18 protein-coding genes are annotated in these 13,031 nt (G+C 70.0%); 12 read left to right on the forward strand and 6 right to left on the reverse strand.

Annotation, left to right across the window (positions count from 1 at the left end; translation table 11 throughout):
• Positions 1 to 7: 7 nt before the first annotated feature.
• Positions 8 to 286, reverse strand: coding sequence for a hypothetical protein (locus tag ACFWV3_RS35035; RefSeq protein WP_382417800.1), 279 nt, complete (start codon positions 284 to 286; stop codon positions 8 to 10).
• A gap of 17 nt (positions 287 to 303) precedes the next feature.
• Between ACFWV3_RS35035 and ACFWV3_RS35040 the strand changes: the two genes are divergently transcribed.
• Positions 304 to 684, forward strand: a complete 381-nt coding sequence (locus tag ACFWV3_RS35040) for an antibiotic biosynthesis monooxygenase family protein (RefSeq protein ID WP_382417802.1) — start codon at positions 304 to 306, stop codon at positions 682 to 684.
• Here the strand turns inward: ACFWV3_RS35040 and ACFWV3_RS35045 are convergent.
• Positions 665 to 1,342, reverse strand: a complete 678-nt coding sequence (locus ACFWV3_RS35045) for a tetratricopeptide repeat protein (RefSeq protein ID WP_382417804.1) — start codon at positions 1,340 to 1,342, stop codon at positions 665 to 667. The genes ACFWV3_RS35040 and ACFWV3_RS35045 overlap by 20 nt on opposite strands.
• Before the next feature lie 93 nt (positions 1,343 to 1,435).
• Between ACFWV3_RS35045 and ACFWV3_RS35050 the strand changes: the two genes are divergently transcribed.
• The 5 genes from ACFWV3_RS35050 (at position 1,436) to ACFWV3_RS35070 (ending at position 5,101) form a co-directional block, all read left to right on the forward strand.
• Positions 1,436 to 2,821: a glycine--tRNA ligase gene (locus ACFWV3_RS35050; protein ID WP_382417984.1), complete on the forward strand. Its 1,386-nt coding sequence runs from the start codon at positions 1,436 to 1,438 to the stop codon at positions 2,819 to 2,821.
• Between the two features lie 72 nt (positions 2,822 to 2,893).
• Positions 2,894 to 3,559, forward strand: a complete 666-nt coding sequence (locus tag ACFWV3_RS35055; RefSeq protein ID WP_382417806.1) for a hypothetical protein — start codon at positions 2,894 to 2,896, stop codon at positions 3,557 to 3,559.
• Positions 3,556 to 3,876 (forward strand): hypothetical protein, encoded by a 321-nt coding sequence (locus ACFWV3_RS35060; protein WP_382417808.1) that lies wholly within the window; start codon positions 3,556 to 3,558, stop codon positions 3,874 to 3,876. The genes ACFWV3_RS35055 and ACFWV3_RS35060 overlap by 4 nt, the downstream gene beginning before the upstream one ends.
• Entirely contained in the window at positions 3,873 to 4,604 is a 732-nt protein-coding gene (locus tag ACFWV3_RS35065) for a hypothetical protein (protein WP_382417810.1), read from the forward strand. The genes ACFWV3_RS35060 and ACFWV3_RS35065 overlap by 4 nt, the downstream gene beginning before the upstream one ends.
• Positions 4,601 to 5,101 (forward strand): hypothetical protein, encoded by a 501-nt coding sequence (locus tag ACFWV3_RS35070; protein ID WP_382417811.1) that lies wholly within the window; start codon positions 4,601 to 4,603, stop codon positions 5,099 to 5,101. The genes ACFWV3_RS35065 and ACFWV3_RS35070 overlap by 4 nt, the downstream gene beginning before the upstream one ends.
• Here ACFWV3_RS35070 and ACFWV3_RS35075 read toward each other — a convergent pair.
• Both ACFWV3_RS35075 and ACFWV3_RS35080 read right to left on the reverse strand, forming a co-directional pair.
• Complete coding sequence (locus ACFWV3_RS35075; RefSeq protein WP_382417813.1) at positions 5,091 to 5,747, reverse strand: serine hydrolase; 657 nt, start codon at positions 5,745 to 5,747, stop codon at positions 5,091 to 5,093. The two genes, ACFWV3_RS35070 and ACFWV3_RS35075, sit on opposite strands and share 11 nt — an antisense overlap.
• Positions 5,748 to 5,979: 232 nt before the next feature.
• Positions 5,980 to 6,711: a Type 1 glutamine amidotransferase-like domain-containing protein gene (locus ACFWV3_RS35080; RefSeq protein WP_382417815.1), complete on the reverse strand. Its 732-nt coding sequence runs from the start codon at positions 6,709 to 6,711 to the stop codon at positions 5,980 to 5,982.
• Between the two features lie 60 nt (positions 6,712 to 6,771).
• Between ACFWV3_RS35080 and ACFWV3_RS35085 the strand changes: the two genes are divergently transcribed.
• The 4 genes from ACFWV3_RS35085 (at position 6,772) to ACFWV3_RS35100 (ending at position 10,522) form a co-directional block, all read left to right on the forward strand.
• On the forward strand, positions 6,772 to 7,437 hold the full coding sequence (locus ACFWV3_RS35085; protein ID WP_382417817.1) for a YdcF family protein: 666 nt from the start codon (positions 6,772 to 6,774) through the stop codon (positions 7,435 to 7,437).
• Positions 7,437 to 8,675, forward strand: coding sequence for a deoxyguanosinetriphosphate triphosphohydrolase (locus tag ACFWV3_RS35090; protein ID WP_382417818.1), 1,239 nt, complete (start codon positions 7,437 to 7,439; stop codon positions 8,673 to 8,675). The genes ACFWV3_RS35085 and ACFWV3_RS35090 overlap by 1 nt, the downstream gene beginning before the upstream one ends.
• 238 nt (positions 8,676 to 8,913) lie before the next feature.
• A complete protein-coding gene (locus ACFWV3_RS35095) occupies positions 8,914 to 9,921 on the forward strand; it encodes a serpin family protein (RefSeq protein WP_382417820.1) in 1,008 nt (335 codons plus the stop codon).
• A 79-nt stretch (positions 9,922 to 10,000) separates the two neighbouring features.
• The gene (locus tag ACFWV3_RS35100) at positions 10,001 to 10,522 is read left to right on the forward strand and encodes a Scr1 family TA system antitoxin-like transcriptional regulator (protein ID WP_382417822.1); all 522 of its coding nucleotides are present in this window, start codon (positions 10,001 to 10,003) and stop codon (positions 10,520 to 10,522) included.
• Here ACFWV3_RS35100 and ACFWV3_RS35105 read toward each other — a convergent pair.
• Complete coding sequence (locus ACFWV3_RS35105) at positions 10,519 to 10,698, reverse strand: hypothetical protein (protein ID WP_382417824.1); 180 nt, start codon at positions 10,696 to 10,698, stop codon at positions 10,519 to 10,521. The genes ACFWV3_RS35100 and ACFWV3_RS35105 overlap by 4 nt on opposite strands.
• 82 nt (positions 10,699 to 10,780) lie before the next feature.
• Between ACFWV3_RS35105 and ACFWV3_RS35110 the strand changes: the two genes are divergently transcribed.
• Together ACFWV3_RS35110 and ACFWV3_RS35115 are read left to right on the forward strand one after the other, a co-directional pair.
• Positions 10,781 to 11,350 (forward strand): carboxymuconolactone decarboxylase family protein, encoded by a 570-nt coding sequence (locus ACFWV3_RS35110; RefSeq protein ID WP_382417826.1) that lies wholly within the window; start codon positions 10,781 to 10,783, stop codon positions 11,348 to 11,350.
• 4 nt (positions 11,351 to 11,354) lie between these two features.
• Positions 11,355 to 12,167 (forward strand): class I SAM-dependent methyltransferase, encoded by an 813-nt coding sequence (locus ACFWV3_RS35115; protein ID WP_382417828.1) that lies wholly within the window; start codon positions 11,355 to 11,357, stop codon positions 12,165 to 12,167.
• On the opposite strand, the gene ACFWV3_RS35120 is transcribed toward ACFWV3_RS35115, so the two are convergent.
• Complete coding sequence (locus tag ACFWV3_RS35120; RefSeq protein ID WP_382417830.1) at positions 12,168 to 13,028, reverse strand: sigma-70 family RNA polymerase sigma factor; 861 nt, start codon at positions 13,026 to 13,028, stop codon at positions 12,168 to 12,170.
• Positions 13,029 to 13,031 lie beyond the last annotated feature (3 nt).

Raw genomic sequence — 13,031 nt, forward strand, 5'->3', positions numbered from 1 at the left:
GCGCACCTCACCTGGTAGGGATTTTCACAACCAATTCTACGGTGATGAGCACCAGTACCAGCAGGACCACCACGCGCAATGTGCGTTGAGCTGGGGAAAGCACCCGCCAGGCTGCGGCCAGGAGGATGCCGGCGCCGACGACGAGCACGCCGAGCAGCACCGCGCCGAGCGTGCCGCCGACGAGGACGCCCGTGATGAACAGACCCAGCACGAGCACGAACGCCACGACCGGGCGGACGCGCGCGAGCGGGCCGTCGCCGGGCAGCAGGGGGCGCTTGTTGGTCACCGTGCCATCCTTGCACCGTGCTGCTGGTGTGCCGCTTCCGCGTGTCCGACCCCGAGACGTTCACCTCGCGCGTCGAGGAGGCGTTGAAGCTGCTGACGGCTCAACCGGGGTGCCTCAAGGGCACGCTTGCCCGGTCCACCGACGAGGACGACCGCTGGGTGCTGACGGTCGAGTTCGAGTCCGTGGTCGCCTATCGGCGTGCGATGTCGCCGTTCCCCGTGCGCGAACACGTCATCCCGTTGCTGTCGGAGGCGCTCACCGACGAGCCCGCGATGTACGAACCGGCGTTGACCAGCATCGACGGCCAGGTCGAGGAGCACACGAGCCTGCTCGCCGAGGACGCGTTCACCGTCCGGCTGGGCGAGGCCTCGGGTCCCGCTACCCCGCGGCGGCGATAGCTTCCATCTCCGCGACCCACTCCTCGTGCGAGTCGTGGGGGAGGAGCTCCAACGCCCTGCGCGCGGCCTCCGCGGCCTCGGCGGGCCGGCCCAGCGCGTGCAGCGTCTTGGCCTTGCCGCTCTCCGCGTACGCCTCCGGCGTCTTCTCGAACGCCTCCAGCGCCTCGTCGTAGCGGCCGTTCTCGTAGTAGAACCAGCCCAGGTTGTTGTGCAACGGGCCGAGCCACCGCACCAGCTCGGGGTGCGCGACGACGATCTCCAGGCCCTGCCTGGTCCACTTCTCCGGGTCGTCGACCAGCGACGCCATGTGCGCCGCGTCGACCGCCAACGACAGGTCGCCGCGGGTCTTGGCCAGGATGAACGCGGCCACGAACAGCGGCTGCGCCGCCTCGGTGTCGCCGTCGGAGCGGTGCAGCCTGCCGCGTTCGAGCAGGGCGCGGACCCGGCCGGTCGAGTCGGGCGCGACGAGCACCTCCGCCTCGTCGACCAGGGTGTGCCCCGCCGCGAAGTTCTCCCGCAGGACCTCGACGCGGGCGAGCTGGGTCAGCACCTCTGCCCGTTCGTCGTCGCTGGTCACGTCTTCGAGGAGCGCCCGGAACCGCGTTTCGGTGCCGTCGAGGTCGGCGAAGTCCCACAGCTCTCTCAGCCGGTCTTCCATTCGTGCAGGGTAGGCCGCCGGTCGCCCGTTCGGGGCGCAACGTGACGGGCTAGGCTTGGGTCCCCGAATCTGATTCCCCCGATGGAGTTCCCGTTGGCCGCCGATCGCATCGAGACCGTTGTCAGCCTCTGCAAGCGCAGGGGGTTCGTCTACCCGTGCGGGGAGATCTACGGCGGTACCCGCTCGGCGTGGGACTACGGACCTCTCGGCGTGGAGCTCAAGGACAACATCAAGCGGCAGTGGTGGAACTTCATGGTCCGCGGCCGCGAGGACGTCGTGGGCCTGGACTCGTCGGTGATCCTGCCGCGTGACGTGTGGGTCGCCTCCGGCCACGTCGAGGCGTTCGTCGACCCGCTCGTCGAGTGCGAGTCGTGCCACAAGCGGTTCCGCGCGGACACGCTGTCCGAGGAGTACGCCGAGCGCACCGGCAAGGAGGTCGCCGAGGGCGACGTCTCCGACGTGCCGTGCCCCAACTGCGGCGTGCGCGGCCAGTACACCGAGCCGAAGATGTTCAACGGCCTGCTCAAGACGCACCTCGGTCCGATCGAGACCGAGGAGGGCCTGCACTACCTGCGCCCCGAGACCGCGCAGGGCATCTTCACGAACTTCCTGAACGTGCAGACGACGTCGCGCAAGAAGCCGCCGTTCGGCATCGGCCAGATCGGCAAGTCGTTCCGCAACGAGATCACGCCGGGCAACTTCATCTTCCGCACCCGCGAGTTCGAGCAGATGGAGATGGAGTTCTTCGTCGAGCCGGGCACGGACGAGGAATGGCACCAGTACTGGATCGACGAGCGGACCCGCTGGTACACGGACCTCGGGGTGTCGAAGGAGAACCTGCGGCACTACGAGCACCCGAAGGAGAAGCTGTCGCACTACTCGAAGCGGACCGTCGACATCGAGTACCGCTTCCAGTTCGGCGGCCAGGAGTGGGGTGAGCTCGAGGGCATCGCGAACCGCACCGACTTCGACCTCACCACGCACTCGAACCACTCCGGCGTCGACCTGTCGTACTTCGACCAGGCCACGAACTCGCGCTACAAGCCGTTCGTGATCGAGCCCGCGGCCGGCGTCGGCCGCCCGATGATGGCGTTCCTGCTGGAGGCCTTCACCGAGGACGAGGCGCCGAACGCCAAGGGCGGCGTGGACAAGCGCGTCGTGCTGAAGCTCGACCGCCGGCTCGCGCCCGTCAAGGTCGCGGTGCTGCCGCTGTCGCGCAACGCCGACCTGTCGCCGAAGGCCCGCGACCTCGCGACCGCGCTGCGCCGCAACTGGAACGTCGACTTCGACGACGCCGGTGCCATCGGCCGCCGTTACCGTCGCCAGGACGAGATCGGCACGCCGTTCTGCGTGACGGTCGACTTCGACACGCTCACCGACCTCGCCGTCACGGTGCGGGAGCGCGACACGATGTCGCAGGAGCGCGTGGCGATGGACCAGCTCGAGTCGTACCTGGCCGCACGTCTGGTCGGCTGCTAGCGCTACTCCGTTCGGCCGCAAATCCTGCTACGTTGTGAAGTCGTTTCGTCACAGCGTGCAGGGGGTCGATCGGTGGCCGAGGACAACCGCAGGTGGGGCTTCGAGGAAGCCGAGGACTGGGAGCAGGCACCGCCGCCTGCTCCTGCTCAGGACGACGGCTGTGCCGGCACCGAGGACAGCGGTGCCGTCTCGGTGGTCGTCGAGCTCGACGGTCGCGTGCGCGCGGTCCGGCTGGCCGCGCAGTGGCGTGACGTGCTCGAACCACGCTCGCTGGGCGCCGCCGTGGTCAGCGCGACCACCGATGCGACCATGCGGGCGCTGGCGCGCGCCGTGGAAGACCAGGGGGATCTGACGGCCATCGCGCCGCCCTCTCCCGTCGCCGACCTGGACGAGGCGCCGTTCACCCGCGCCGACGCGGAACGGCTGTTCGCCGCCGTGAACGCGGAACTGGCCGCGTTCACCGCCGAGCTCGACCGGCTGACGAACGTCCCCGCGCGAGCCGAGAGCCGCGGCGGGCACGTCAGCGGCACCGCGCAGGCCGGCCGGGTCGTCGCCGTCGAGATCGACGGCCAGTGGTCGCACGCCGCACCCAATCCCGAGATCGAGGGCGAGCTCACCGAGGTGCTGCGGGCGCTGCACCGCACACCCGTCGCCCAGCCCGCCGGACCCGCCATCGCCCAGCTCCAGGCGTTGGCGAGCGACCCGGCGAGGTTGCTGCGGAAGGTGGGGCTGGCATGAGCGACGTCCAGGTCTCGCTGGAGGCGATGCGCGCGGACGCCGCCCTGTGGTCTGCCGCCGCCGACGCCGTGCAAGGCCCGCAGAAAGCCGTCGGCGACCTGGCCGTGAGCGGTGACGCCATGTCGATGTGGGCCGTCGACCACGGCTTCGACCGCGCGTACGAGAACGCCCGGACAGTGCTCGAGGACCTGCTGCGGCAGGCGACGGTGGCGTTCCACGGCCTCGGCGACGGTCTGCGTGCCGCCGCCGACACCTACGAACGCGAGGAAGCGGCCACCCTGCACGAGATGACGCGGCTCACGGGGGAGATCAGGTGACCGACGCACTGGTGGTGCAGGCCGAGGAAAAGATCAAGGCGGTCGACCGCGACCTCGAACGGTTCTTCGACGTCGTCGACGCGACGCTGACCTGGGTGCCCCCGCCGCTGCGCTGGGTGGTCGACGAGGTCGGGAAGGGCATCCGGTGGCTCATCGAGAAGATCGCCGAGTTCCGCGACCGGGTCGGCGAGCTCTGGCGCCAGAAGGGGGAGCCGGACCGGCTCCGGCAGGTCGGCACCGGGTGGGTCGAGCGGATCGGCGACGTGCTCGGTGACGTCGCCGGCACGGTCACGCTCGACAAGATGCGCACGAACATCGAGTGGGAAGGCCGGGCCGCCCGCGCGTACACGGCGACGGTCCCACCTCAGTCGCAGGGGCTGAGTGCCGTGAAGGACGTCGCGAACCAGCTTCGCGCGTCGTTGAACGGTCTCGCCAACTCGATCGAGGTGTTCTGGATCTCGATGGTCGTCGCCCTCAGCACCTTCGCCGTGGCGGCGGTCGGTGCGTGCTACGCCGCCGTCACGGTCGTGGGCGTCCCCGCTGCCATCGCCGCCCTGGCGACCGGCCTGACCGCCGTCATCGGCGTCATCGGTGCCACGGTCATGGCGCTCGAGTCCCACACCAACACGATCGAGACCGAGCAGAACGCGATCATGCAGAAGATCCACGACATCGGCCGCGCGTGGACGATGCCGGCCGTCGGTTCGGACTGGAGAGCAGCCAGGTGATCGTGGTCGGCCAGGGCCCGGCACCGTGCTGGGTGTGGATCTCCCCTCCCCGCGTCGACTGGATCCGGGCGCGCCTGGCCAGGACGGGGGCGGCCGTGATCGCGCTGGGATCGGTGGCGGTGGTCGTGGTCCTGCTGAACCTGCCGTCGTCGCACCACCCGTTCGCCTGGTTCGGGGTGGTCATGGGAGGGCTGGGGGCGTTCTGGGGACTGCTGGCCGGCCTGAGCCTCGTCCTCGCCAGGGACTGCGCTCGCGACGGGTACTTCGACGTGACGAACGCGCAGGCGGTGCGCCGGACGCTCGGGGTCCTGTGGGGTGCCGTGATCGCCTGCGCGACGATCGCCGGTCTGCTGCAGGTGGGACTGCTGAGCGACGACACGCGACCGGTGCCGTTCACGGTGGGGGTGGCGCTGTACTTCGTCGCGCTGTACCTGCTCGTGGTGCTGGGCGGGGTCGCGTTCTTCGCCGGGCGCGGCGTGCTGCGGGTCAGCCCTTGACGGTGAGCCTGCCCAGGACGGCCTGCGTGACGGCGTTGATCGACTGGCGGGCCGTGGTCCAGCTGCCGGTCGGGTTGGTCGTGAGGACGGCGACGGCGTAGCGGTTGTCGAGCACGCCCGCGCTGTGCAGGTAGACCTCGCTCGGCAGGTAGTACATCCAACCCTGCTTGGCGTACGCGCCGGTGACGCCGAGCAGGCCGAACGCCTGGTCGAAGCCGTCGGCGGCGGTGGCCGGTGCGGCGGAGAGGGCGGCGACGACGGCGTCGCGCACCGGTGAGCCGAGGATGTAGTGGTAGAGCCGCACCATGTCGTCGGCGGTGATGACGACCTCGCCCCACTGCGACGGGTCGTCCGGGGCGTGGGTGCCCGTGAGCCCTGCTTCGGCGGCGACGCGGCCTATCGCGTCCATGCCGTCGAACCTCGTCCACAGCACGTCCATCGCGTTGTCGTCGCTGGCGCTCAACGCGCGGTGGATCAGGTCCTGGTCGTCGGTGGACAACTGCTGCTGCAGCGCGTCGACGGCGAGGATCAGCTTCGACAGGGACGCCGAGTAGAACGGCTTGTCGCCCTGTTCCGAGACCACCTGGCCGGTTTCGAGGTCCAGGACGGCGACGCCGACGTCGGACGCGCCGCCCGCCGCTGCCATATCCGATATATCAGCGGCTGATATATCGGATATGGCTGAGCTGACCGGGGGGCTGGTATCCGATGTATCAGCTCCGGTATCCGATATATCGGGTCCGTCGAGGACGTCGGGGCCGCGCGACATATCAGCTGAGGGCTTCGCGTGCGCCAGGCAAGGCGACGCGTCCGGAATCGCGAACACCGCCGCAACGAAGAAGACGATCAGAGCCCAACGCACACTTCCAAGGTCCGTCTCACAGGAGCCTGGTGTCGAGCTTTTCCTCCTGTGCGGTTGCTGAAGAATCGTCCCTGACCACCACATATGCGCCGGAGCCCTGGCGTTCCGCCACCGCCTCGACGAGCTCGGTGCCGCGGTACAGCAGACCGGCGCCGTCGTCGGTGCAGTAGGTCTTCGGCAGGACGCCGGCGGCGACGGCCTCGTGGACCTTCGGGCGGCGCTGCTCCTCGGAGTCGTAGTGCACGCCGTTGCCGTAGGGCAGGAGGGCCAGGCCGTTGGTGACGACCCGCAGGTCCGGGCCGAACGAGTCGGTCGTGCCGCCCAGGTGCCAGCAGATCGACCCCGCCGACACGCCGCTGAGCACGACGCCCGCCTCCCAGGCCGTGCGGAACACCGGGCCCAGGCCGTGGACGTCCCACACCGCGAGCAGGTTCGCGACCGAGCCGCCGCCCACCCACACCACGTCCTGCGAGAGCACGTAGCTCTCCAGGTCGTCGGTCGGCGGCATCGTGAAGAGGTTCAGGAACGAGACGTCCACGCCCGCGATCGCGCCGGCCTCCGCCACGTTCGCGTTCGTCGCCCGCTGGTCGCCGCCCGCCGTGCCGACGTGGAGGAACCGCGGCCTGCGGCCCTCGACGCCGGACAGGTCGAGCGCGAAGTGGATCAGCTTGCCGAACTCCAGCGCGCTGCGGTGACCGGGGCGGTAACCGCCGGAGGTGGCGAGGATCGTGGGCTGTTCAGCAGGCATGACGGTGATCCTCGCAGGGTCGTCAACGCGGGACCCGTCCGGTCTGGAACCATGCAGGGCGTGCGGACCACGCCCCTCAAACCATTCGCCAGGATTCGCCGGATCGTGTTGCGCCTCGTGTTCGGGGCGTTGGTCATAGGCGTGCTCGTGGTGGGCGGCACGGCGTTCCGCGTGTGGCAGGTCGCGCGCGTCGACGACTGGACGAAGGCCGACGTGGCGGTCGTCCTCGGTGCCGCGCAGTACAACGGGGTGCCGTCCGACGTGCTCGAAGCCCGGCTGGAGCACGCGCTGGGCCTCTACCAGGAGGGTGTGGTCAGCTACATCGCGACGACCGGCGGCCGCCAGCCCGGCGACAACTTCACCGAGGGCCAGGTCGGCAAGCTCTGGCTGGTCAAGCGGGGTGTGCCGGAGGACCGGGTGCTGCAGGTCGGCGAGGGCGCGGACACGCTCGGCTCGCTGCGGGCCGTCGCGTCGGTGGCGAAGGAACGCGACCTGTCGACCGCCGTGATCGTCAGCGACCCGTGGCACTCGCTGCGCGCCCGCACGATGGCCGAGGACGCCGGTCTGAAGGCCTGGACGTCGCCGACCCGCGTCGGCCCGAACGTGCAGACGCGGGAGACGCAGTGGTTCTACATCAAGCGCGAGACCGGAGCGCTGCTGTACTACCGCTTGATGAAGGCCCACGCCGGCGTGTTCGAGGAGCTCAACCTCCCTAAAATCGGGTGATGGGATACACCGGCCACGACGCGGAGCGCCTGCTCCCCGAAGGACCCAAGAGCGCCGCGCTGCCGGGTGCCCGCACCGACACGCGCACGCCGTTCTCCCGTGACCGCGCCCGCGTGCTGCACTCCGCGGCGTTGCGCAGGCTCGCCGGCAAGACCCAGGTCGTCGGACCCGGTGAGGGCGTCGAGGTCACCGGTGTGCCGCGCACGCGTCTGACGCACTCGCTGGAGGTAGCCCAGATCGGCCGCGGCATCGGCGAGGAGCTGGGCTGCGACCCGGACATCGTCGACACGGCCGGTCTTGCGCACGACATCGGCCATCCACCGTTCGGGCACAACGGCGAGAGAGCGCTCAACGAGCTCGCGGGTCCGTGCGGCGGTTTCGAGGGCAACGCCCAGACGTTCCGCATCCTCGCGCGCCTGGAGCCCAAGTCCGCGCACGGCCTGAACCTCACCCGTGCGGTGCTCGACGCGTCGACGAAGTACCCGTGGACGCGCACGCCCGGCATGGTGAAGTTCGGCGTGTACGAGGACGACGTCGAGGTGTTCGAGTGGATGCGTCAGGGCGCACCGGACCGTGAGCGGTGCATCGAGGCACAGGTGATGGACTGGTCCGACGACGTGGCGTACTCGGTGCACGACGTCGAGGACGGTGTGCTGGCCCACCGCATCAGCCTCGGCGCGCTGGCCCGTTCCGACGAACGCGCCGCCATCGCCTCGCTCGCCGCCAAGACGTTCTCCGACGAGTCCGTGGCGGACCTGGAGGCCACCGCTGAGGAGCTGCTCACGCTGCCGGTGATCGCGTACTGGACCGAGCACGAGTACGACGGCTCGCTCGGCGCGCAGGTGGCGTTGAAGAACCTCACCAGCGAACTGGTCGGCCGCTTCGCCTCCGCGGCCGTCACCGCGACCCGCGCCGTGCACGGCGACGGGGCGTTGACGCGCTACAACGCCTCGCTGGAGGTGCCGCGCCAGGTAGCCGCGGAGGTGGCGCTGCTCAAGGCGATGGCCGTCCGGTACGTGATGAGCGACCCCGCGCGCCTCGCCATGCAGGCGAAGCAACGCGAGCTGATCGCCGGTCTCGTCACCCGTCTGATGGAGCGGCCGACGTTGCTCGACCCGGCGTTCCGCCCGGTGTTCGCGGCCGCTTCCTCTTACGCGGCAAGGCTTCGCGTCGTCGTCGACCAGGTCGCGCTGCTCACGGACGCGCAGGCCGTGGCCTGGCACCGCGCATCGGCGTAGCTTCGAGGTCATGGCGGACGAATCCAGACCGCCGGGCCGACCGTGGCCGTGGCGGAGACCCAGCAGGGAAGCCGTTCCAGCGGGCTTCGACGACGACGAGGACGACGACGGTTCGGCCGGAGTGCGCGAACCACGTCATCCCAGACCTCTCGGGCCGATGGGAGGAGCGGGGGAGCGGCCCGTCCCGGACGATCCGATCGTGATGTCACTGCCAGACCCACGCCACTAGGGAGCACCTGTGACCGATCAGGCCGACTTCGCCCTGAACCTGCACCGCGTCGCCGTACCTGATCCGTCCACCACCGCGTGCTGGTCGCCGTTCTCGGTGGCCAGCGCGCTCGCGTTGGCCCGTGAGGCCGCCCGCGGCGAGACCCGCGCCGAGCTCGACGGGCTGCTGTCGGACTTCGATCCCGCCGACGCGCTCGACGTGCCCGAGCTGGCCGTCGCGAACACGTTGTGGGCCGACGACGACCTGACGCTCGACCCGGGCTTCTCGTTGACATCCTCGGTGCGGCGCACGGCGTTCAACGACCCGTCGACCGTCCGCAAGCTCGTCAACACCGACGTCGCCGAGACCACCCGCGGCCTCGTCCCCGAGCTGCTGGACAGCCCTCCGCCGGCCGACGCCGCCGCGATCATCGTCAACGCCCTGTACCTCAAGGTGGGCTGGCTGACCCCGTTCGCCGCCTGGGACACCGCGCCCAAGCCGTTCCACGCGCCCGGCGGTGACGTGGACGTGCCCACGATGAAGGTCACCGGGAAGTTCCGCTACGCCCACCGCGACGGCTGGCAGACGATCGTGCTGCCCGCGGACTCGGGCGTCGAGGCGGTCGTCCTGCTGCCGGACTCCTCGCTGGACCAGCCGCTCTCCCCGTCCGCGTTCGAGGCCTCCGACCTCACCAGGCTGGAGCTGTCACTGCCCAAAGTGGACGTGCGGGCGAAGTTCGCCCTGAAGGAGGCGGTGCGGCAGCTCGGGGTGGAGCGCATGTTCGCGCGTGACGCCGACTTCAGCGGGCTCTCCCCGGACGAGCGGATGTTCGTCGACGACGTCGTGCACGAGGCCGTCCTGCGCATCGACGAGGAAGGCCTCGAAGGCGCCGCGGCCACCGCCGTCACGTTCCGGACCGTGTCGATCGAGATCCCGGTGGACCCGGTCGTGGTGACCGTCGACCGGCCGTTCCTGCTCGCCGTCCGCCACGCGGCCTCGAAGGCGGTCTACTTCCTCGCGCAGGTAGCCCGACCGTGATCATTTAGAAAGCGCATTCGCCCTGTAGGGCGAGCGTTTCGCGCGGCGAGATCATGATCACGGCTTTACCGTTCCAGGCATGACCCAGCACGGTGCCGGTGAGCAGCTCGTCGTGCTCGCCGCCGCGGGCGCGACCCGGATCACCTGCTTCAGCGGCGTGACCATCCCCGTCCTCCTGCGGACCGAGTGCTACGCGAAGGCCCTGGCCACGGCCCTGGGCCTCGCACCGGCGCCCGAGCTGCAACGCGACGGCGTCCTGCCGCAGTGCGTGTTCTTCATCCACGAGTACGCGCTGAACACCGTCGTCGGGAGCAACAGGCTGATGGAGGACCAGGTCCTGCACCTGCTGTTCCACGCGCCGTCGATCCGGATCGTGCCGGTGAGCGCGGGCGGTGCGGCGGCGGTCGGGCTCGACTACGCGCTGATCCAGTACGAGCACGAACCGCCGCTGGTCTACCTCGCGAACTGGACGCTCGCCAGTGACGAGCAGACCGTCGAACGGGCTGTGACGATCTTCCAGCGCATGCACGCCATCGCGCTCGACAACGAACGGTCGCGCGACCTGCTGATGGAGTACGTGGAGGTCTACGACCGCCGTTAGTTCGGTGTGTTGCGCCGCAGGAACAGGCGCATCCCGTCCTCGCCCGGCAGCGCGCACAGCAGCAGTTTGACGTTCTGGTGTCGCACCGGCACCGCACACGAGTCGCCCGCCAGCAGCGTTCCCGCCAGCAGGCCGGCCGACTCGTGGTCGATGTCCAGCACGAAGTCGTTGCTCATGCGTGGACCCTATGAGTGACCGCCCCAGGAGCCCAGTCACCCAAAGGTGTCACATTTCGTCACGCTGTCCCGTCCAGTGGTCATGACGAGGATCAAGGGAGTCTCCACGAAGGACGCCGGCCTGCTCACCAGGGCCGTGTACTGGTTCGCCCGGCGGGAGTTCGGCGCGGTGCCGGAACCCGTCACGGTGATGGCGCACCACCCGAGGCTGCTGGTGGCGAGCGGCCGGCACGAGCTGGCGGTCAAGAAGGCGGTGGCGCCTTCTGGCCACGGGCCGTTGTTCGAGCTCTGCGTCTACCGGACCGCGGTGAAGCTCGGCTGCTCGTGGTGCGTCGACTTCGGGGCCATGCTGATGAAGCACGACGGGCTCGACATCGAACGTCTCGAGCACATCGACTCGTATGCCACGTCCGAGCTGTTCACCGACCTCGAACGCAAGGCGCTCGCCTACGCCGACGCGATGACCGACACGCCCGTCACCGTCACCGACGAGCAGGTCGCCGAGCTGGACCGGCTGCTGGGGCGCGAGGAGCTCGTCGCGCTGACCTACCAGATCGCGCTGGAGAACCAGCGCGCCCGGTTCAACAGCGCGTTCGAGATCAAGGACCAGGGGTTCACCAGTGGTGACGCCTGCCGCGTCCCGACACACTAGGAGGGTGGAGAAGATCACCCTGACGGGTGCCCAGGAGACCATGCTCGCCACGCTGTACGGCCGGGCGGTCGACAGCGGGCGGCCGCTCTCCGTGCTGCACGACGACGAGGCGAAGCGCGCGGTCGACCGCATCGACTACGACTTCGCCAAGACCGGGATGAACCTGACCTCGGCCGTCGGGGTCGCCATCCGCGCGCGGGTGCTGGACGACTGGACGCGCGAGTTCCTGGCGCGCACCCCGTCGTGCACGGTGCTGCACCTGGCCTGCGGTCTGGACACCCGCGCCCACCGGGTCGAGCGGCCGGACACCGTGCGGTGGGTCGACGTCGACATGCCGGACGTGGTCGCGTTGCGGCACAAGCTCCTGCCCGAACCCGGCGGCGACTACCGGCTCGTGGCGTCGTCGGTCACGGAGGACGCGTGGCTCGCCGACGTTCCCGCGGACCGGCCGGTGGTGGCGGTGTTCGAAGGCCTGTCGATGTACCTGACACAGGCAGAAGGGCACGCGTTGGTCAGGCGGATCACCGAGCGGTTCTCCAGCGGTGAGCTGCTGTTCGACGTCTACGGGTCGTGGGGCGTCAAGCTGCAGAGGCTCGTCCCGGCGGTGCGCAACGCCGGGGCGACGTTGCACTGGGGCGTCGACGATCCGGCCGAGATCGAGGCGGTGCACCCCGGACTGACCACAGTGGACGCGTGGCGCAGCGTGGACCTGCCGCACGTCGAGGCGTTGCCCAGGGCCGGGCGGCTCCAGATGAAGGTCGTCAGCGCGATCCCGAAGCTGCGCGACGTCGGGAAGCTGCTGCGCATGAGGTGGTAGTCAGAACTCCACGTGCGTGAGCTTGTCCGGGTTCGCCATGTCGTAGATGGCGGCGACCTTGCCGCCGTGCACGGTGAACGTGGTGACGCGCGACGCCACCTCGCCCTGCGCGGCCATGACCATGCCGAGGTCGCCGTTGACGAGCACCGGCCGGTGTTCCGGGTAGCCGTACTTGCGCAGCAGGCCGAGGAAGAACCGGGCGACCTTGTCCGCGCCGGAGACCGTGTTGACGGCGGTGCGCGCCTTGCCACCGCCGTCGCCGATCATCACCGCGTCCGGGTGCAGCAGGCCGAGCACGGCGTCGATGTCGCCGTTCACCATCGCGGTGAGGAACTTCTCCAGCACCTCGCGCTGCTCGTCCAGCGCGGCGCGCGGTGGCGGTGTGGAACCCGTCACGGTCCTGCGGGCCCGGGACGCGTGCTGCCGGGCCGCCGCCTCCGAGACGCCCAGCACGTCCGCGATCTCGCCGAACGGCACGGCGAACGCGTCGTGCAGCACGAACGCCACGCGCTGGTCCGGGGTGAGCTTGTCGAGCAGCACCAACGCCGCCATGCGCACGCCGTCGGACCGCACGACCGCCGCCAGCGGGTCGTCGTCCTCCGGGGTCGTGACCAACGGCTCCGGCAGCCACGAGCCCACGTACGTCTCGCGGCGCACGGCGGCCGACCGCAGCCGGTCGAGGCAGATGCGGCTGACCACGGTCGTGAGCCAGCCCCGCGGGTCCTCGACGCCCTCCGCCTTCGCGAACCGCGGCCAGGCCTCCTGCACGGCGTCCTCGGCGTCGGCGACGCTGCCGGTCAGGCGGTACGCGACGCCGATCAGGTGCGTGCGGTGCAGTCCGAAGACGTCGGCCGTGGTCACGGT

The organism is Lentzea sp. NPDC059081, assembly GCF_042738015.1.
Taxonomy (GTDB): Bacteria; Actinomycetota; Actinomycetes; order Mycobacteriales; family Pseudonocardiaceae; genus Lentzea.